We start from the raw sequence: 19,505 nt of genomic DNA, 5'->3' as shown, positions 1-19,505 counted from the left end.
GGGTCTGGTTCGGATTCATGGGCGAGTATTAAAAAGAAAAATAAGGAGAATGAGATCATATAATTACGGTTCATTCAAGGGGGGGGTAAAAAAGTATGCTCGCGCCCTGCACATTGAGGCGCGTCAGCTTCCGTGTGTGTTCGACGTCTCTCTGTCTTGTCTGTATGCTGCTATTGATGATGTGCAGCCTGATCTGGTTATTGCCGTGGGGCAGGCAGGCGGTAGACCAAATATTACCGTGGAACGCGTGGCAATTAATATCAATGATGCTAGCACTCCTGATAATCAAGGCAATCGGCCTATCAATACCCCCATAATCGCAACAGGCCCTGCCGCCTACTTCGCCACATTACCGATCAATGCGATAGTCAAAAGTTTGTGTGAAGCAGGAATCCCTGCCTCCATTTCACAAACCGCAGGTACTTTTGTCTGTAATCACGTCATGTATGGCTTGTTGCATCATTTGGCATGCATCCATCCTGAAATACGCGGTGGATTTATCCATATTCCTTTTCTGCCTGAACAAGCAGTTCGGTATTCAGGCGCTCCGAGTATGACCCTGGAAACAATTAGAACAGCACTGGAAATTGCTATCGCTGGAGCATTAAAAAACAGTGAAGATATCGCCATTAATGGAGGCACAACTCATTAATTCGATATTCTGCTTGCAGGACTAAAATTTTTTTCTCTGAGAAAACAACAGGCACAGAAAATATAATCTACTGATAATATCAATCAAACAGTAAAGATAATCCTCTCTGTGCCTGCACAATATTCATATGTAAACTATTATTACATTGAAATTTAGTTTATTCAACAAAACTGGTCATACCGTATGAAAATATAAATCATCTTTAGTTATGAAATTAGATATATTTTCCAAGTCTATCGATAGAATTATTTCACCCAGTATCCCACGGTTAATATCAGATTCATCTATTTTTGTTACTTTTATTTCTGAAAGGTGACCATTCATATTTTTAAAATATTCATCCTCATGATTTTTTGTTCTGATTACCCTCTGTTTTGAATACAGATCATATTTATAAACAGCTGTATTTATTTCTTCTGGAAAATACATTTGACCAACAAAAGCAAAGTGCTCTTTGTCAGTTATATCTGTACTCAATTTTCTGATTGCAACATGAATATGAGTCGCTCTACCAGCATAAAACCCAGGATAAATAGTCGTAAAATTAACTATCCCATTCTTATCCGATGGTTGGGCTCCTCTTAGAAAATTTTTATCATCAGTTCTATTGATAGAAGCTATTCCAGCAACGTTAGGTACTATATCGGGGCTGATATAACTCCAACCAGAATATTTCCCCCGACTATTACAATGCCAGATATCAATAAATAAATTATCAATGGGTTTACATGTTTTTTTATCCATGACAGTAATTTTCAATAAAAAAGGTATTCCTACTTCTGAATCGGTAATATCCCTTCTTACAATTTTGTCATTTCGGAAATACGGCCCTGATATCTGCTCTGGCGCAAGCGTACATACGCCTATTCCATGTTGTGGGGATAACTTTGTTTCCGCACGAGCTAAACTCATCGGAGCAAGTGCAGCAGTCGCTGTAATAACAGCACTACTTTTTAAAAAATTTCTTCGAGAGCTACTTTTCTTACCTTGCAACTTATTAACATCCATATAATCCTCTCTTTAATTATTAAGTTTCTATACCCGTTATCTTTCAAGTTGCCTCTTTGTTGGCTGCACTCACTCACCCCGGTCACATAGTTACCTATGCTCCCGGGGATTCGCTCCCTTGCCGTCGCGATACATCTTGAAATCCATAGGGTATATTACAATGCTTCCATCTTGTTACTACCCGGGTTATTTTGTTAATAAAATGTATTTTTTCAAATACCAATATGGCATATATAAGTTACTAAAAGTTTGGTAACAGAAAAGATCCCAGCCAAGCCGCACCTCTACGTGCTATTGCAAAAAGAAAGATTATTTTATGAAAAATGCCCATCACCAATTAAAGATGACAGGCAAATTACAGGATACGTTATTTCACTGATTCACGGAGGCGTTTCGCTGCTTGTACCATGTTTGCCAGTGACTGGCGAGTTTCAATCCAACCACGGGTTTTCAGGCCACAATCCGGGTTAACCCACAAGCGTTCGACCGGAATACGATCAGCCGCTTTACGTAACAGTGCTTCAATCCATTCAACACTAGGTACGTTAGGTGAATGAATGTCATAAACCCCCGGCCCGATCTCATTCGGATAAGAGAAGTTTTCGAATGAATCCAACAGCTCCATATCTGAACGGGAAGTTTCAATGGTAATCACGTCCGCATCTAATGCTGCGATGGAAGGCATGATGTCATTGAACTCGCAATAACACATATGAGTGTGAATCTGTGTGTCATCTTTGGCAATTGCAGCATTCAATTTAAATGCTTCTACCGCCCAATCTAGATAGGATTGCCACTCTTCCCGGCGCAGTGGTAAACCTTCCCGCAATGCTGGCTCATCAATCTGGATGATACCAATACCCGCTTCTTGCAAATCGTCCACTTCATCACGCAGTGCCAATGCAATCTGTTTTGCAATCGTCTCACGGCTGACATCTTCCCTTGGGAATGACCAACAGAGAATTGTCACCGGCCCGGTTAACATCCCTTTGACAGGTTTCTCCGTCAGCGATTGAGCATATTTAGCCCATTCTACCGTGATAGCTTCTAGACGACTGACGTCGCCAATAATCACTGGTGGCTTCACGCAGCGGGACCCATAGCTCTGAACCCAACCATTCTGCGTAAAGACAAAACCGTCGAGGTGTTCACCGAAGTACTCCACCATGTCGTTACGTTCAGCTTCGCCATGAACCAATACATCTAATCCTAAACGTTCTTGTTCGTTAATTGCCTGCTTAATATGTTCACAGATATTGGTACGATAGCTGGCACCATCTACCCGGCCTTTTTTGAAATCCAAACGCAAGCCACGAATTTCCGTCGTTTGCGGGAATGATCCAATGGTTGTTGTCGGCCACAATGGCAAGTTATAGCGCTGACGCTGTATTTCCGCACGCTGTGGGTATGGCTGATTACGCTCACTGTCCTGTGGCTTAATTGCCGCCAGGCGCTCAGTAACAGCCTGATTATTCACCCGTTTAGATTCACGACGTGCACGGATTGGCGCACTGTAAGCATCCAATTCTGCTTGTTTACTGCCATCTGGCTGATTCAATGCCGCAGCCAGCAAAGCTAACTCCTCACATTTCTGCAATGCGAACGCAAACCAGCTTTTCACCTCTGCATCAAGCGCAGTCTCATCACTCAGATCAATAGGGCTATGCAGAAGAGAACAGGAAGAACCGATCCACAGTGTACGGCTACCTACCAATGGCTTAATTAGCTGATGCTTAGCGGTTAAATCAGCACGCCATACATTACGACCATTAATCACACCAAGGGAAAGCACCCACTCTTTCGGCAATGACTCATTCAGTTGCGCGATATCATCCTGACCAGCAACCAGATCCACATGTAGCCCTTGTACCGGCAAAGATTTAATCGTTTCTAGATTGTGACCAACGCTATCGAAATAGGTAGTCAGCAATAGTTTAACCTGTCCTTGAAGTGCCTGATAAGCAACCGGATAAGCTGCCAACCACTCTGCTGGCAGTTCCAGTACCAGCGCAGGTTCATCAACCTGAACCCATTCGATACCACGTCTAGCTAACTCAGCTAATACTTGCTGATAAACAGGAAGAATATCTTTCAATAAAGAGAGACGATCAAATACCTGACCTTTCACTTTACCCAACCACAGGTAAGTTATCGGCCCCAGTAAAACTGGTTTCACTTGATGGCCCAGAGATAAGGCTTCATCCACTTCTTCTAGTAACTGAGTCCAACTCAGCTTAAATTCCTGCCCTTGCTGAAATTCCGGCACAATATAATGGTAGTTAGTATTAAACCATTTAGTCATTTCTGCGGCGGCGGCAGGTTCACCCGTCGGCGCACGACCGCGAGCAATACGGAACAGTGTATCTAGATCAATCGTGCCATCTGGATTCTGGTGACGCGGTGGCACATTACCGAGTAGTAAACTGGTGGTTAGAACATGATCATACCAAGCGAAATCACCAACCGGCACTAAATCAACACCAGCCTGCTTTTGTTGTTCCCAGTGACGGGCACGTAACTCACGGCCAGTTTCCGATAATTCTTGCTGAGAAATTTTCCCTGCCCAATAATTTTCCTGAGCCTTTTTGAGTTCTCTTTTCAAACCGATACGTGGAAAGCCAAGTGTGTGATTAATAGTCGTCATTTCATTATCCCGTCATTTTTAGCCGTCTAGATGTTTACACATCCATAATCAACAGGTAAGGTATAAACCACAAGCGCAATTTATTCATTATCATCCTGAAGGTTTCTCATGATCGAAATAAAACACCTAAAAACATTACAATCATTGAGTCATTGTGGTTCATTAGCGGCAGCAGCCAATCATCTGCATCAAACACAATCCGCTTTGTCTCATCAGTTCAGCGATCTTGAACATCGCCTTGGCTTCCGGTTGTTCATTCGTAAAAGTCAACCGCTTCGTTTCACACCACAGGGTGAAGTTTTATTACGACTAGCAGAACAAGTGCTCCCTCTGGTTCAAAATGCACTGCGCGAATGTAAAGAACCGAGCCAAACAAATCTGCGTATCGCTATTGAATGTCATAGTTGTATTCAATGGCTGACACCTGCACTCAAGCATTTCCGAGAAACCTGGCCACAAGTCAATGTGGATTTCAAATCCGGCGTCACTTTTGATCCACAACCTGCATTACTGCAACGAGAATTGGATGTCGTTTTGACATCAGATATTCTCCCTGAGAGTCATTTGCACTACACACCGCTATTTGATTATGAGGTCAAACTGGTTGTTGCTCCGGATCATCCTCTGGCCAATAAACTGCACATCCAGCCAAAAGATTTAATTGATGAGACGTTGATGATCTACCCCGTTCAACGTCAGAGATTCGATATCTGGCGGCGTTTCTTGCAACCGGCGGGCGTTGTCCCTATGTTGAAAAATGTGGATAACACCCTGTTACTGATCCAAATGGTCGCTGCCCGCATGGGAATCGCGGCTCTGCCACATTGGGTTGTTGAGACATTTGAAAGGCAAGAGTTAGTGGTAACTAAAACACTGGGAGAAGGTTTATGGAGCAGGCTGTACGCTGCCGTTCGTGAAGGAGAACAGTATCAGCCTGAGATTGACGCGTTTATCCATTCCGCACGCCAGCACGCGATGGATAATCTGCCATTCGTAAAAGGAATTGCAAAATTAAACGTTGATGCCCCCAGAACAACGCAACAACCAAACTCCCACCAATGGTAAATTGATCAGCCATTCCACCGGAACCAACATATTATTCATCATTGCCGAGAGGTTCCGGTATCCACGGCGGGAAACCCAATACCACCAGCCAGATACGAGTAAACATATAAAATCAGTTATCAACCTGACAGGCGAAATATCCACCGATCAGGCTGAACACGGCGACTCACAAGATTATCGTGACAACTCACAAATTATAGGATATCAATGCTCTTTCTGTACCAGTAGAGCTTCCAGTAAATCCAAATCATGCAGCAAGGTTTGAAGTGTCTCATTACTGATTTTTCTAGTTGCACGCAGATGATATAACTCACCACGCTCTGCCCTTAATGCAGTCAGACGAAAACGACGCTCCAAATCTTCCACTAGCAGGCTATGTTCTATCTCATCTTGCCCCACAGTACGGCGACGCAAATAGCCAATTACCCTGGAAGCAACTTCAGTAATCACTTCAGCATCCAATTGCTCTTCGGGACTAGCAGAAAGACGCTCTTCCATCTTATTCATACTGACAATCGCCACTTCCGCCATAGCTGCCCGCGCCATTCGGACCTCACTGATATCTGCCTCCTTATCGGAAGTTTGCATTCCCCGTAACAGGAATGGCAAAGAGAGAACGCCAATTAACAACGAGAACAGAATGACTCCCGCGGCAATAAAGATAAGCTGATAACGGGCCGGGAATGGCGTACCATCCGTCAGAAACAGAGGAACAGACAGTGCGCCAGCAAGTGTGATTGCTCCACGAACTCCGGCAAAAGATGCCAGCCATAATTCACGAGTGGTATAAGTCGCAAAATTCAGTGGATTTTTTTTCATAAAAAATTTGCTGATATTCTTCATCAGCCATAACCAGCAGAAACGCAGTAATAAAAGGGCTCCATAAATCACTGCAACTGCGGCGAACAGCATCCAGGTTTCAACAGTTGGATCAATTTCTGCCTGTATAACGGAAGTTTGCCAGATCCCCGGTAATTGCAGGCCCAGCATGACAAACACCAGGCCGTTAAATACGAACGCCAGCATTGACCAGACACTATCAGCACGCAAACGCATTGCCAACGGAGCATTGCGGATGACCCCAGATTTACTGATCGTCATACCCGCGGCAACCGCGGCAAGGATACCGGAAACACCAATATGTTCTGCAATCAGATAAGAAGCAAACGGCAACAGCAACATGAAAACAATTTGGGTTGCCGGATCGCCACCGCTCCAACGATTCATTAAGCGCAGGGATTTACTGTACAACCAGGTTACTGCAATACCGGATAACAAACCGCCAATAGCAACTTTGAAGAATTCTATGGTCATGCCAGTAACAGAAAATGCCATCGTTCCCATTGCTATCGCTACAGCGAACTTTAAGGCTACCAGGCCGGAAGCATCGTTCATTAACGCTTCCCCTTCCATCACATTCATCATGCGCTTAGGCATACGCCTTTTTCCAACAATGGATGATAAAGCCACCGCATCTGTTGGCGATAGCACAGCAGCAAGGGCAAAAGCAGCAATTAACGGAATACCTGGCATCAGCCAGTAAATCAGATAACCAATACCGACAACAGTAACCAGCACCAATACCAGCATCAGTATGAAAATTTCCCGTCCATACTGGAAAAACTCTCTGGTTGGCATTTTCCAGCCATCAACGAATAACAAAGGAGGAATTAGCAGAACGAGAAATAGCTCAGGATTAAAAGTCACATGTAAGCCAAAGTGCGGCCAAGCCAGCAATGCTCCCATAGCAATTTGCATTAACGGCAGAGGTATGCGGAACGGAATCACTTTAGTCAGAACGCCAGAAACTGAAACCACCAAAATCAAGATCAGAATAGTAAAGAATATTTCCATGTTGCCCTTACAATTTGCCTAAGAACCGTTGGTATACAGATTGAAACTCTTTTTCTTCCCGTTAACACAAAACAGTGAGAATAAATCTTAATACTAAAATAACTGAATCAATCGAAAAAGGTAGATACACGCGGAGCCGTATCTGAAAGAATTACAGGAATATTGTAAACTAATCAGATAAATACAGGGGAAATAATTGAGAATTTAAAAGTAATCGCAAGAATTGGCAAAGTGCGCAGGGGTGAACACCCATTACGCACTTTTTAATCAATCAAATAGCCCAATCACCAGCATAAAATGCTACTAAAGCGATCGTAATTACCACGGTACCGATATTCAATTGGCGCCATTCACCGGAACAGATACGACCAACAACCAGCGAACTGAAACCCAACATAATACCGGTTACAATATTGCAGGTCAGAACAATAAAGACTGCACAAAGCATACCGGACATCGCCCCAACAAAATCATCGAAATCCAGCTTTCTGACATTACTCAGCATCAACAAACCAACATACATCAACGCCGGCGCGGTGGCATACGCCGGTACAAGATAGGAAAGTGGAGAAAAGAACAAAATTAACAAGAACAGGATCCCGACAACTGTTGCGGTTAAACCTGTTTTACCGCCGGCTGCGGTACCCGCGGCTGATTCGATATATACCGCAGCCGGAGAAGCACCGATAGCACCGGCAAAAATACTACTAACAGAGTCGGCAGTCAGTGCTTTACCGCCATTAATAATCTGTCCGCCTTTATCCAACAGGTTCCCTTGCCCTGCTACCGCACGGATGGTACCGGTCGCATCAAACACCGCAGTCATGACTAACGCCAACACACTGGGTAACACAATTGGCTGCAAAGCCCCCATAATATCCATACTAAAAATCAAGGACAGGCCATCATCTCCCAGACTTGGTATCTTAAAGAACCCTTGATATTTTACCGCCGGATCAAAAACCAGCCCAATAACTGAAATCACCACGATCACTAACAGCACACCACCGGGAACTTTCAATTTTTCCAGACCAAAAATAACAGCCAGCCCAAGCAGAGTCATCATAACCGGAAAAGAGGTGAACGACCCCAAAGCAACAGGCAAACCTTCCAGAGGGTTCTTAATGACCAGACCAACACCGTTTGATGCAATCAGCAACAAAAACAGCCCAATACCAATCCCTGCACCATGCGCAATGCCCATGGGTATATTGCGTAGAATCCAAGAACGAATACCGGTAACAGAAATCACTGTAAACAAACACCCCATCAAAAATACCGCACCGAGTGCAACCGGAATAGTGATTTGCTGTCCTAAAACCAGACTAAAAGCGGTAAATGCAGTCAACGAAATTGCACAACCAATTGCCATTGGCAAGTTAACCCACAGCCCCATTAACAAAGAACCAAAACCGGCAACTAAACAAGTCGCAATAAAGACAGCAGTATGGGGAAACCCTGCCTGCCCTAACATTCCCGGTACAACGATGACTGAATAAACCATCGCCAAGAAAGTTGTGATCCCCGCCAGAATTTCACGGCGTACCGTTGTGCCACGTTCAGTCAATTTAAAATACTTATCCAGTTTGCATTTAACTGGTGCCTGAGTGCCAGACATGTCGTTCCCCTGCATTATGTTAATGGTACTTCTTCCACTTCCTCATCAAACGAAAACGATTACCTTGCTTAATAACACAACAACTTAATGAACATTGCACCAATCGGTTCAACAAATCATAAAAGCAATCGTTTGGCTTTTAGAATAGAAAACAGTGAGAGAATTTGAGGCGAAAGATTATCCAGTGATCATAGTGTCGAAATCAATAGCTAAGGTATTATTTAGCCAAGCATTAACAAAATGACTTCCAGAAATTAAACTTTTCACAATAATTAATCGCAATGTTTCAATCTTAGGATTCGACTCCCCAGCCATTTGAAAAAACATAATATTTACTCAGTGCTGACTGCTATTCACCGCCAGCTTTTGCACCTGTACAGCTACCGACTGAATACTTCAGCTTTTATCACTTTTATTACTTTTATCACTTTGTGGATTAAACCGATCCATGGTTGAAACCAGAAACAGTGCTGCAATGATGACAAGCAGAACAGGTAAATCTGATGGCGTCACTGAACTCGCTATACCGGCAAGCAGTGGTCCAAACAAACTCCCAATTCCCCACAACATAGCCGCCGCGGCATTAGCCACTATCAGATCATTTCCTGAAAAATACTGACCGATTTGGACCAATGCAATGGTGTAGATAGCCCCCGCAGTTGCCCCTAAAACAATCAACAAAGGCCAGATAAGATATTGATATATCATAACAAACGGCAATAATGCACTTGCTCCGAGCGTTGCTACACCACAAATCTGGTATAGGCGCATACGATTCATATGATCCGCCAGCCAACCAAACGGAAGCTGCATCACTGCATCACCAGCAAGAATGACACTTATCATCAGTGCAGCTACCGCTTCGGTATACCCACAACTCATCCCGTAGATGGGAAACATAGAAAGAATGGTCCCGTCGAAAAAGGAAAAAAATAGCACACCACCACAGATCGCCGGTGCAATCTTCACAAATTGAACAATAGAGAAATTAGATTTCTTACTGTGTTGCGGCAACTTATCGCCTTTCTTCTGATCTACCATGACAAAGAGCACCAGTGAAAAGATATGGATCAGAGTACAAATCAGTATCGGCGTTTTATCTGCGATACCATAAAAAGCAATGATAGAAGGGCCAAGCAACTGACTGATAGTAAAAACTGTTGTATAAACAGCCAGTACCCTGCCTCGTTTATTCTCTTCAGAGAGTTCATTAATCCAGGTTTCACCGAGACAGATCATTAACCCGTTAGCAGCACCAGTAACTAACCGCAGAGGAAAAAGCAACTCCATCGGCAACGAACCCAAAAGTGGGAGCAAACTGCCAGCAGAAACCCCTGTTGCAATCATCATGGCGTGTTTCTTACCTACCAGAGCTACAATTTTCTGGACTACCGGAGCACTCAAAAGAACCCCCAATGCCGGAGCCGCAGAAATTAAACCAATGTACAACTCATCAATACCTTGGCTATTCAAGCGTAACGCTATCATTGGGATAGTCAAACCAATGACAATGCCAATAACAGCGACACTCGTGGTAATAGTAAAAATGGCAAAAAAATTATTATTTCTATAATCACGACTACTCATTTTATTTATGCCTATCCAGCAAAAACAAAGAGAATAAATATGAAATGAACTGAAAACAACAAATTAATAATATTATATTGAATACATTAATTCCAATTAGTTACTATACCCTATTGATTTCAAGATGCATCGCGGCGGCAAAGGAGCGAATCCCCGGGAGCATAGATAACTATGTGACTGGGGTGAGTGAGTGCAGCCAACAAAGAGGCAACTTGAAAGATGACGGGTATATTTCAAATAGTAAATATATAACGATATATCAGCATTAACCCCGAAGCCAGTACAATAATATTGATAAACTTCAAGAACGTTTCTCTGGAGATTTTCAGTGTCACCTGGCGACCAAAATAGATTCCCAACAACATGGCTGGAATAAATACCAGTATCAATAACAAAAATGAGGTATCCAGATAAATCCCCATGACAACAAAAATAATCACTCTCGTCAGGGTACTGAAACCAATTAAAGTCGTCTGAGTGATCCTGAAAATTTCCTTATCTGCTATCCGCCCAGTTAGATAAATTGCATAAAGAAAACCCCCACTACCAAATAGCGCACTGAAAATACCTCCACCCAGACCAAATGGAATAGCGGCTTTAGCGGGGAATTGACGGTAGGTTTTACTGAAAAATAGCGAATAAATTGAATAGAAAACAACAAATAACCCCAACACCAGAACTAAAACATCAGGTCGGGCCATCAATAAAATGGCGGCGCCAATCAAGCTACCGACAACCATTAATGGAATCATTAATTTGAACTCACTAAACTCTGATTTTTTACCCTCTCTAGTAATATTAATCACTGCGGCGATTAAATCTACCAACGCGAGCATAGGAACAATTTTCGCTACAGGAATATAAAATGCCAGAACTGGGCTAGCAATAAGAGCAGAACCAAACCCGGCCATACCAAAAACCAGATAAGCAAAGAAAACGACAAAAATGCAAATAAACAGATCAGGCCACGCAAGTACATGTAACATTTCTACTTCCCTGAAAATAAGTTTTCAATCTAAAGTGATCGTTTTCCCAATACTAATAGTTTTTACTATCATTTGTCAGGTCAGTCTGCAAAAAATGGGACACGCCAGTTAAAGAGGTACTTATGCACATATGGTGCGGGTATGGTCCTGTGGAAAAATAATATGTTTAAATTATAATCAATTTAAAATATTTCCTAACAATAAATAATTGGGGCTGCTCTAGATAAGTAATTTGATCTAGGATATCCAAATGAGAAAAAGTCGGATTAGCCAATACAAGCAAAAACGTCTTCAGGAACTCTTTGTGGCGGGGGCTACAGCCCGCACTGCGGCAGAGTTAGTGGGTGTCAACAAAACGACTTCAGCTCTTTGGCACCTTGCTCTATTTAATTGATTTTTAGGAACTTTATTATAACTTGTGACCACGACACATATCGTTGTAATCTAATGGCATATATGGATAGAAAAAATGTTAGATGGAAAATGATAGAGCGCCAAATTTTTGAGACCTTATTAACTAAGGCAACAGAAAAACTCACTCAAGACTTGAAATCATCAAACGAGCATCATAACTCAAAAAAATTTGAGCAAAGAGTCAGAGCGGTTTTAGGAGAAATATTAACGGACATGGGGTTATCTGTAGATATGAATCCGCCTGCACAAGAGTTTCCAGACATAATTATTGGAAACTTTGGTGTAGAAGTAAAATATTCAGATAATAATACATGGAGATCAATAGCAAATAGCATTTTCGAAGGGAGTCGTAAGCAGGGAGTAGATTATATATATCTACTTTTTGGAAAAATTGGCGGAGAACCAGAAGCTAAATGGGGACGTTATGAAGAATGTATCATGCATGTAAGAACGTCTCATGTTCCAAGATTTGAAGTGGAAATTAATGCCAAAGAACCATTATTCGATAAGCTCAATATAAGCTATAACGACTTCAGGATTTTAAGTCCGGAAGAAAAAATGCCCTTCATTAGAAAGTATGCAAAAAATAGGTTAAAGCCCGGTGAAAGGCTTTGGTGGATTGATGATCAACCTGATGAAAGAACTCTACCATTGGAAATAAGGCTATATACAAAACTTTCTCAGCCGGAGAAGCGAAAGTATCGAGCAGAATCAGCAGTACTTTGTCCACAGATTGTTAAATCTAGCCGAGTATCGGGAAAATACGATGATGTGACAATGTTTCTTCTAACATATTATGGCATATTGTGTAATCAAGCTAGAGATTTATTTTCTGCTGGAAGTGTTGCAATGAGATCGTCGCCAGAAAGAGGTGGCAATTATATAGAAAGGACATTAAAAGATATAGAGGTCGAAATGCTTCGAGCGTTTTATGAATTAGAAGATGCCTTATTTGAAGAGTATTGGGGAGTAATTCTTCCCAAAGAAGAAAGAATTAAGTACTGGTTAAAACTGGCAGATACCTATGCTGTAGGATGGAGACCATCAGAAACTCTATTTATAACTGCTAAATATTGAGTCTTTACAACAATACCATGACTGTTATTTGTTATCAGTCATGGTATTCTAAATATATTGTTTATAATTTATCGAGATATTCTTCAACAGCTTGCGCTAAATGCCAAGCTAAAACCGGTGGAACAGCATTTCCAACCTGTCTTTCGGTTTCCCTCAAGTTCGATTCAAAAACAAAATTATCAGGAAATGACTGGAGACGTGCAGCCTCTCGCATCGAAATACGACGATCTAATTTATAATGGAACTGAATATTACCATGACATTCCGCTCTTATAGTCTGAGATGGCTTATCTTCCTTTAAACGTCTACTTCCTTGGTCTGGGCTTTTTTTAGCCTTACTCCAAATATGATTAAGATTGCGATCTTCATCAACGGTTTCTAAATCATGAATCGCATCATAACAAGTCAACCATTCGTTTTTATGGAGAATATCAACAGGTTCTTTGAATAAAAGATTTCCATGTAATGTTCCAACAATAAAAACTCGCTCTCTCGTTTGGGGTACACCAAAATTGGCTGAATTATATAGTTTATAACTAACATTATAACCCAATTCACTGAAATCCTTTATAACACGGGCTAAAGATTCTTCGTTATACTTCATGAGTAGCCCTTTGACATTTTCAGCAATAAAAATCTTTGGTCGTGAGCGTTTAACAGCTTCGACCATAGCAAGATATAAACCGCTGCGCTTTCCGTCTACGCCAGCTCTTTTACCATTGATAGATATATCTTGGCAGGGGAAGCCTCCTATCAGTACATCACATTCTGTAGGGGTTGAATCGATAAGTTCCCATATGTCGCCTTCAACGATATCATGAGAAAAGTTTTTCTTATATGTTTTTACTGCATTGGGGTTGAATTCATTAGCCCAAATAATTTCAAATTTTGTTTTTTTATATTCTTTATTCAAGACAGAAAAACCGCCACAGAAGCCTAAATCCATTCCGCCACAACCAGCAAAAAGCGAAACCAATTTATATTTTTCTTTTTGAAAGATATCACTATTCGATGCTAATGCCATCGATATTTTATTTTCAATCCATGCTGCTAAACTTACACCTTGCGCCTCAGCTAAAGCTTTCCATATTTCCTTTTGAGATGGAGTAATCCGTAAATGGATTTTCTCGCTTTTAATTTCTGGTGTAATGCTTGTTGTCATTTCTTCACTCTCGTTCTCATCGGCCTTAACCTGATCTTTTATACATGATAAACAAAACCTGATGTGTGCACAACATAAGTTGTGAAATAATTTTTTTATTTTTATCTTATTGTTTTTATAGTTTTTTTTGTTTATTTAAGTGTGCGCAAAACCGTATAAAAAACGCCATAATGAAGGATGAAGTAAGAGCTTAATGAGTCAAAGAAAGGAGAGAGGGATGATTTCTCGATCTTCACTGTTTAGGTTTGCTAGCATAACGACTGCATAAGTTTAATCCCTTGATAGTCTATCTCGCAATTTCTAATACCTGTAAAAATCCACTCTTCAATACAATCCTGCAAAATAATGCTGTCCAGTTTTTTCTTCCCTAACAATGCACACTCCCATACAACCAGAACCCTATAACCAAGATTGTTTAAATTAGATATAACACGCATATCCCTTTCTATATTATTTTTGAGCTTTTTGGTCCAATATTCACTTGTAGATTTTGGCGGCCTAAACATGTGGCACGAATGACTGTGCCAAAAACAGCCATTAACAAGTATGGCGGCCTTATGCTCGACACACACAAAATCTGGTTTGCCATATATTTTTTCACATTGGGAGATGTGATTAATCTCAAGATTGTTTAGGATTTTTCCGACAATGATTTCTGGCTTTGTGCTTTTTGAGTGTATAGACCTCATGATATGCGAGCGTTTAATTTTTGATATCGCTTTCATTCCATTTTCCTCCTTAACAAAAACAAATATACCCGTGCTCATTGAAACTGCTTGACTTTCCCCAAAGTGAGGATCATTGTATCAGTCATGAAAATATTCATTACCGATGAACAAAAAGCCGAACTTGAACACCTCCATCACACCTGCCGTGATAAGAGGGAGTGTGATCGCATAAAAGCGGTTCTGCTGGCCTCTGAGGGCTGGAGTTCAGTGATGATCGCTCAGGCCCTGCGTCTTCATGAAACGACCGTTAACCATCATATCAGCGATTACCTTAATCACCGCAAACTGAAACCCTAAAATGGCGGCTCTCAGAGCCATCTCAGCGAAACACAGACCCAGGAACTTATCGCTTATCTGACCGCCAATCTTCTGCCCACTACACAGGCGGTTATCCGTCTTGTCAAAGAAGGGTGGGATATCAGTTACACCGTTCCCGGCATGAACAAATGGCTGCACCACAATGGCTTCAGCTATAAAAAACCGACCGGCGTGCCACACAAGTTCAATGCGGAACAGCAACGGGCCTTTATGGAAGCCTACAGGAAACTGAAGCAGGAAGCCGGAGACCATGAGCCCATCCTGTTCATTGATAGCGTCCATCCCACGCAGGGGACGAAACTCGCTTATGGCTGGATGCGCAAAGGCCAGAAAATGCGGTGAAAACAATGGACAGCCGTACCCGTCTGAACCTGATGGGTGCCCTGAATCTGGCCGATATCAGTAAAACGGTGGTGTGCGAATATGACCGTATCGACAGTTATCACATCGCCGAGTTCTTCATTACCCTGCGTGAAACCTATCAAGGTTCATATTATCCTTGACGGAGCCGGTTACCACCGGAGTAAGTTGGTGAAAGACTGGGCTTATGTGATGAATATCGACCTTCATGACTTACCGCCATACAGCCCGAATCTGAACCCGATAGAAAGGCTGTGGAAGGTGATGAATGAACAGGTCAGAAATAACCATTATTTCGCCTCGACGGCCTTGTTCCGGCAGGCAATACATCGCTTTTTTACGGAAATATTACCGGAACTTGCCGGGAACCTGTCGTGCCGTATTAATGACAACTTCCAGGTTCTGAATCCTGCATCTTCAAGTTAAGCGGGTATAGAATTCTTCGATTTCTGTACTGGATAATAAGTGAATACGCTTGATATTTTCCATTGTAAGTCCCGGATTCAATGAGGCCAAACAGTCAAATCATCCCGCGTCCGTCCAGATGATTTGCGGGCACCATTCGTTTGTGCAGTACACCAAATATAAAGGGTTGCCGTTCATGGATTATGTAATAAATAACATGACTGGCATGAGGGAAACTCAATACTTCCGCTCCCACGTCCGGCCTGCTTCTCCCCAGAGCAGGGGTAACAGCCAGCAAACGAAAGGTTTGTTGAAGTTCTAACAGGTATTTTTCCGATTGCATCTTACCCCATTGCTGTACAGTAAAACGGCGGATTTCGATAAAATCGGCCTGTGCATCAGGCGTTAAGCGGTAGTTTGGTATGTCCATTATGGTTAATGATCCCTGGGAGCGTCGATAATGCCCTCAGCAATACCCTGAGCCAGCATTTCCATCAGTTTGGCGAATCGGAAAAACCCGGTGTATTGCTGGCAGATATCATCCAGTTGGGCAGTTGATGTACTGTCTATCACTTGTTTGAATATACCCATATAGTCGTAACACGTTTTCAGTAATTGCGTATTGCCAGTTTCGGTAAGAGGAAAACGGGTAGTATAGTCGTGTATACGCTACACCCGCTGTAATTGTTCTGCACTCAGCCCGGCTACAGACATTTTTTTCTCCTTAATATCTAATCGTACAGACCTGATCTCAGTTCATTAAAAAAAGCTTCACCATCGGCGGTGTTACCGGATTCAATATCAACGCTGGCCTGTGCCGCTCTTGACTGTAATAATTTTAACCGGAGTGTTTCAATACCTTCGTACTCATCCATTGAGATAACCACCGCGACGGGTTTTCCGTTTTTATTTATTTGAATTGGGGCACGTTGTGCTTTGAGTAGCATGTCGCCAAACTGGGTTTTGGCTTCATTGGCAGAAAGAGCATCCATAATAATCCCCTCATTGAATAATGGTATGATTCAAACAATATAAACGAATCGAACGACTTGATCAAATTTAAAGCTATCAAAAAGTATACGAAATGACATTTATCTACGTCGTCAGTCTGGAGCCACGATTGGTCAATTAGCCAAGGAGTTCAAGCTAGGCGAAGCGACAATCTACCGCGTTTTGAACACATTTAAGTGCACTGACAATTCGTAGCATTCACAAGTTTACAGATCTGGGGGTTCTTCCACTGGACCCGAAACTGGGCAGCAAACACCAGGTCCATGTTAAAATAAGAGCCGTTTGAGTGTCGGTGATTCTACGTTGCCATGTCACCTGAATGAACAGACACACAGCTTGAAACGAAGACACCAGCGAACAGTACTGCCACGATCTCATGCTTCTCAAACATACCACTGACCCCATGAGTTACTGGCCAGTAACTCATAATGAATGTACCCGCCAGCAACTGCCAAAAAACAAGGGTAAAACGACTCACACCAAGAAGCCGGGAAAGATTCTCAGTGATGATTATGGCTGCCGATATACACAATGCAGCCATCAATCCATACATATAACCTATATCAAGGCCATTAAGACGCAGACCAGACATAAGACATAAGACATAAGAGCTACCCCACAAGTGATAAAATTACAGAAAAGGATTAAAAGAACTTGCGCACTCTCGTACTTTATCCCCCTATCCAGAAACATCAACCGTGTCTATCGACTTTTCAAGAATGATCATTTGGCAGTTTCTCCACCATCAATTATAAAATTCTGTCCAGTTATAAATGCAGCTTCATCTGAGCAAAGGAATGCGGTCATCGCAGCAATTTCTTCCGGTCTGGCATGCCTTCCAAGGGGGATACCCTTGTTCACCTCTTCAATCATTTCAGGGGTATATTCAGCAAGTTGCATGGGAGTAAGGACTGCGCCGGGAGATATTGAGACAACACGGATTTTGGGGGCGAGCTCGATAGCCATTGTGCGAGTGAGTGAAACAATAGCGCCCTTTGATGCATTATAGTCCGCATAGTGTGGAAACGCCCCTAAAGCATTTACAGATGCAGTATTAACAATTACCCCCTCATGCATGATATCTAGTGCCGCTTTACTAATGTTAAATAGTCCATTAAGGTTAGTATTAATTACCTTATTCCATGCCTCAGAAGAGATGCTCCTGAAGCTTTGGTGTCGAATGCTAATCCCAGCATTATTGACGAGAATATCGATTCCACCCCAGCATTCACGAATGGTCGCAAATGAGTTTGCTACAGACTTTTCACAACAAATATTGCAGACAAGAAAAAGTTCGCCCCCATACTTAATATATGTTTCGTCTATAAGTGGCATCTCGTTTAAATCAATGACAGCAACTCTCGCGCCCTCTGATGCAAACCGCCTTGCGGTAGCTTCTCCTATCCCGCTTGCCCCGCCAGTTACAACCACTCGTTTATTTTCAAACCTCCTCACTTTGTGCTCTCCTCAAATACGGGGTTATAAGTTGCACTTATTTTGCTGCGAAGATATGGGAAATCCCGAGTCAGTTGTGAAATCAGATGATTACCAATATTAAAATCAGGTTTGCCTGGCCGTTTTAAGTGTATATCAGGGTTAAAGTTCATAAAGAATGCGAAACTATATCGTTCGTCACCATTAGCCAACACCCGGTGAATAAGTGAGCGAATTTCTCCATTTGAAAGTACTTCCAGTACATCGCCCGCAATTAGTAATAGAGAGTTTTTCATTGCAGGTATGGCCTGCCAAGGCTCGTTATTATTCATTCTATAGAACAGTCCCGGAGAATCCTGCAATAAAAGAGTGAAAAACTCATAGTCTGTATGGGCACCCATGCTGGACGCCTGTTGGATTTCTTCTGGCTCATGCGAAAGATAATGAATCAGTCGGAGCTGGCTTGCTGGATTACAGGTTGCATCAACAATGTTGATTTCATGATAGCTGTAATGTGATATGAACGCAGAAGTGATCAAACGCCCGAGTGAAAGCGAAAAATCAAAATACCTATCGATAACCTCGCTTGCGTTTAAAACCTGTCTTGGATAGCGATTTTCTCCGCTCAGAATCCACCCAGGCGCACCACCTGCGGGGCCGATATCAAACGCCTCGTACACTCGATCCTTTTCGTCTGCATATTGTCCTTTCTCAGTAACCGGAACGTATCCTCGATGACCGTCAGAGTTACCAATATAAAACTGCATTTTAATTTCGTCAGGTAGATAAAATAGTTGCTGAGCAACACGCTTTAGATGTACGGATCCAATGGCAAAAGCAGGATCAATAATATTGGTGATGTGAATATGTCCGAACTTTTTCAAAATTTCAATAAACTGGCTGACTTCAAAATGGCCAGTAGAAATATCCTTATACTCCATGACTGGTACTTGTTGAATCTTCATATTGTGATGCCCTATTTGGTAATTTCAAGGATTCGTTACTTTTTAGCAATATATGCAGAAGTCATGTTTGAAGCATTCATGATTCAAATTTTCCAACAATCTCATATCCATATCTATCTCTGTATCTATTTCGTTTTATTTTCTGCCTGGCCTCCTGGAGCATATTTAAGTATAAACCGACCGGCTTCAAAATGGTCAGTATAAATATCCTTATACT

The 19,505-nt window shown here is 42.1% G+C and carries 20 protein-coding genes and 2 pseudogenes; 7 read left to right on the top strand and 15 right to left on the bottom strand.

All coding sequences use genetic code 11. The features are described 5' to 3' along the window. The first annotated feature begins 49 nt into the window (after positions 1–49). Entirely contained in the window at positions 50–652 is a 603-nt protein-coding gene (gene pcp, locus ACGF49_RS21725) for a pyroglutamyl-peptidase I (protein WP_387492747.1), read from the top strand. Between the two features lie 174 nt (positions 653–826). On the opposite strand, the gene ACGF49_RS21720 is transcribed toward pcp, so the two are convergent. The 3 genes from ACGF49_RS21720 to metE all read right to left on the bottom strand — a co-directional run bounded on the left by ACGF49_RS21720 (position 827) and on the right by metE (position 4,304). Then, positions 827–1,660 carry a twin-arginine translocation signal domain-containing protein gene (locus ACGF49_RS21720; protein WP_113043589.1) on the bottom strand — a complete coding sequence of 278 codons (834 nt, stop codon included), beginning with the start codon at positions 1,658–1,660 and terminating at the stop codon, positions 827–829. Next, positions 1,606–1,746 carry a hypothetical protein gene (locus ACGF49_RS21715; protein ID WP_158536601.1) on the bottom strand — a complete coding sequence of 47 codons (141 nt, stop codon included), beginning with the start codon at positions 1,744–1,746 and terminating at the stop codon, positions 1,606–1,608. Before ACGF49_RS21715 ends, ACGF49_RS21720 begins: the two co-directional genes overlap by 55 nt. A gap of 281 nt (positions 1,747–2,027) precedes the next feature. After that, on the bottom strand, positions 2,028–4,304 hold the full coding sequence (gene metE / locus ACGF49_RS21710) for a 5-methyltetrahydropteroyltriglutamate--homocysteine S-methyltransferase (RefSeq protein ID WP_271858832.1): 2,277 nt from the start codon (positions 4,302–4,304) through the stop codon (positions 2,028–2,030). Between the two features lie 108 nt (positions 4,305–4,412). Between metE and metR the strand changes: the two genes are divergently transcribed. Further along, on the top strand, positions 4,413–5,369 hold the full coding sequence (gene metR / locus ACGF49_RS21705; protein WP_113043591.1) for an HTH-type transcriptional regulator MetR: 957 nt from the start codon (positions 4,413–4,415) through the stop codon (positions 5,367–5,369). A gap of 204 nt (positions 5,370–5,573) precedes the next feature. Here metR and ACGF49_RS21700 read toward each other — a convergent pair whose 3' ends face one another. The 3 genes from ACGF49_RS21700 to ACGF49_RS21690 all read right to left on the bottom strand — a co-directional run bounded on the left by ACGF49_RS21700 (position 5,574) and on the right by ACGF49_RS21690 (position 10,428). Then, entirely contained in the window at positions 5,574–7,223 is a 1,650-nt protein-coding gene (locus tag ACGF49_RS21700) for a Na+/H+ antiporter (RefSeq protein WP_113043592.1), read from the bottom strand. A gap of 271 nt (positions 7,224–7,494) precedes the next feature. Continuing rightward, positions 7,495–8,841 carry an NCS2 family permease gene (locus tag ACGF49_RS21695; RefSeq protein ID WP_113043593.1) on the bottom strand — a complete coding sequence of 449 codons (1,347 nt, stop codon included), beginning with the start codon at positions 8,839–8,841 and terminating at the stop codon, positions 7,495–7,497. Between the two features lie 396 nt (positions 8,842–9,237). Beyond that, positions 9,238–10,428: an MFS transporter gene (locus ACGF49_RS21690; RefSeq protein WP_271867608.1), complete on the bottom strand. Its 1,191-nt coding sequence runs from the start codon at positions 10,426–10,428 to the stop codon at positions 9,238–9,240. Between the two features lie 77 nt (positions 10,429–10,505). Between ACGF49_RS21690 and ACGF49_RS21685 the strand changes: the two genes are divergently transcribed. Then, positions 10,506–10,697, top strand: coding sequence for a hypothetical protein (locus ACGF49_RS21685; RefSeq protein ID WP_146748117.1), 192 nt, complete (start codon positions 10,506–10,508; stop codon positions 10,695–10,697). On the opposite strand, the gene ACGF49_RS21680 is transcribed toward ACGF49_RS21685, so the two are convergent. Further along, positions 10,662–11,414 carry a sulfite exporter TauE/SafE family protein gene (locus tag ACGF49_RS21680; RefSeq protein WP_113043595.1) on the bottom strand — a complete coding sequence of 251 codons (753 nt, stop codon included), beginning with the start codon at positions 11,412–11,414 and terminating at the stop codon, positions 10,662–10,664. The two genes, ACGF49_RS21685 and ACGF49_RS21680, sit on opposite strands and share 36 nt — an antisense overlap. A gap of 250 nt (positions 11,415–11,664) precedes the next feature. Here ACGF49_RS21680 and ACGF49_RS21675 point away from each other — a divergent pair. Continuing rightward, positions 11,665–11,787: pseudogene (locus ACGF49_RS21675) on the top strand (IS1595 family transposase); the annotation flags it as partial. A gap of 83 nt (positions 11,788–11,870) precedes the next feature. Then, on the top strand, positions 11,871–12,905 hold the full coding sequence (locus tag ACGF49_RS21670; protein ID WP_387492739.1) for a restriction endonuclease: 1,035 nt from the start codon (positions 11,871–11,873) through the stop codon (positions 12,903–12,905). Positions 12,906–12,966: 61 nt separating this feature from the next. Here the strand turns inward: ACGF49_RS21670 and dcm are convergent, their stop codons facing one another. Both dcm and ACGF49_RS21660 read right to left on the bottom strand, forming a co-directional pair. Then, positions 12,967–14,067: a DNA (cytosine-5-)-methyltransferase gene (gene dcm / locus ACGF49_RS21665; protein ID WP_228899554.1), complete on the bottom strand. Its 1,101-nt coding sequence runs from the start codon at positions 14,065–14,067 to the stop codon at positions 12,967–12,969. 248 nt (positions 14,068–14,315) lie between these two features. After that, positions 14,316–14,792 carry a very short patch repair endonuclease gene (locus tag ACGF49_RS21660; RefSeq protein ID WP_113043597.1) on the bottom strand — a complete coding sequence of 159 codons (477 nt, stop codon included), beginning with the start codon at positions 14,790–14,792 and terminating at the stop codon, positions 14,316–14,318. Positions 14,793–14,879: 87 nt separating this feature from the next. Between ACGF49_RS21660 and ACGF49_RS21655 the strand changes: the two are divergent. Continuing rightward, positions 14,880–15,899 (top strand): annotated as a pseudogene (locus ACGF49_RS21655) (IS630 family transposase). Between the two features lie 94 nt (positions 15,900–15,993). On the opposite strand, the gene ACGF49_RS21650 reads toward ACGF49_RS21655, so the two are convergent. The 3 genes from ACGF49_RS21650 to ACGF49_RS21640 all read right to left on the bottom strand — a co-directional run bounded on the left by ACGF49_RS21650 (position 15,994) and on the right by ACGF49_RS21640 (position 16,870). Beyond that, complete coding sequence (locus tag ACGF49_RS21650) at positions 15,994–16,308, bottom strand: type II toxin-antitoxin system RelE/ParE family toxin (RefSeq protein WP_113043598.1); 315 nt, start codon at positions 16,306–16,308, stop codon at positions 15,994–15,996. 5 nt (positions 16,309–16,313) lie between these two features. Next, entirely contained in the window at positions 16,314–16,469 is a 156-nt protein-coding gene (locus tag ACGF49_RS21645) for an arylsulfatase (protein ID WP_315901995.1), read from the bottom strand. Between the two features lie 140 nt (positions 16,470–16,609). Next, positions 16,610–16,870 (bottom strand): type II toxin-antitoxin system Phd/YefM family antitoxin, encoded by a 261-nt coding sequence (locus tag ACGF49_RS21640; RefSeq protein WP_113043599.1) that lies wholly within the window; start codon positions 16,868–16,870, stop codon positions 16,610–16,612. An 85-nt stretch (positions 16,871–16,955) separates the two neighbouring features. On the opposite strand from ACGF49_RS21640, the gene ACGF49_RS21635 reads away from it, so the two are divergent. Further along, positions 16,956–17,084 carry a helix-turn-helix domain-containing protein gene (locus ACGF49_RS21635; protein ID WP_113043619.1) on the top strand — a complete coding sequence of 43 codons (129 nt, stop codon included), beginning with the start codon at positions 16,956–16,958 and terminating at the stop codon, positions 17,082–17,084. 103 nt (positions 17,085–17,187) lie between these two features. Here the strand turns inward: ACGF49_RS21635 and ACGF49_RS21630 are convergent, their stop codons facing one another. The 3 genes from ACGF49_RS21630 to ACGF49_RS21620 form a co-directional block, all read right to left on the bottom strand. Beyond that, the gene (locus ACGF49_RS21630; protein WP_113043600.1) at positions 17,188–17,481 is read right to left on the bottom strand and encodes a hypothetical protein; all 294 of its coding nucleotides are present in this window, start codon (positions 17,479–17,481) and stop codon (positions 17,188–17,190) included. Between the two features lie 131 nt (positions 17,482–17,612). Further along, a complete protein-coding gene (locus ACGF49_RS21625; RefSeq protein ID WP_113043601.1) occupies positions 17,613–18,344 on the bottom strand; it encodes an SDR family NAD(P)-dependent oxidoreductase in 732 nt (243 codons plus the stop codon). Beyond that, positions 18,341–19,288, bottom strand: coding sequence for a 2OG-Fe(II) oxygenase family protein (locus ACGF49_RS21620; protein WP_262978147.1), 948 nt, complete (start codon positions 19,286–19,288; stop codon positions 18,341–18,343). Before ACGF49_RS21620 ends, ACGF49_RS21625 begins: the two co-directional genes overlap by 4 nt. Positions 19,289–19,505 lie beyond the last annotated feature (217 nt).

Source organism: Photorhabdus sp. RM96S (assembly GCF_042879335.1).
In the GTDB taxonomy this organism is placed as follows: Bacteria; Pseudomonadota; Gammaproteobacteria; order Enterobacterales; family Enterobacteriaceae; genus Photorhabdus; species Photorhabdus kayaii.
The sequence above is the reverse complement of the archived record's forward strand: the minus strand, read 5'-3'. Positions and strand labels throughout refer to the sequence as shown.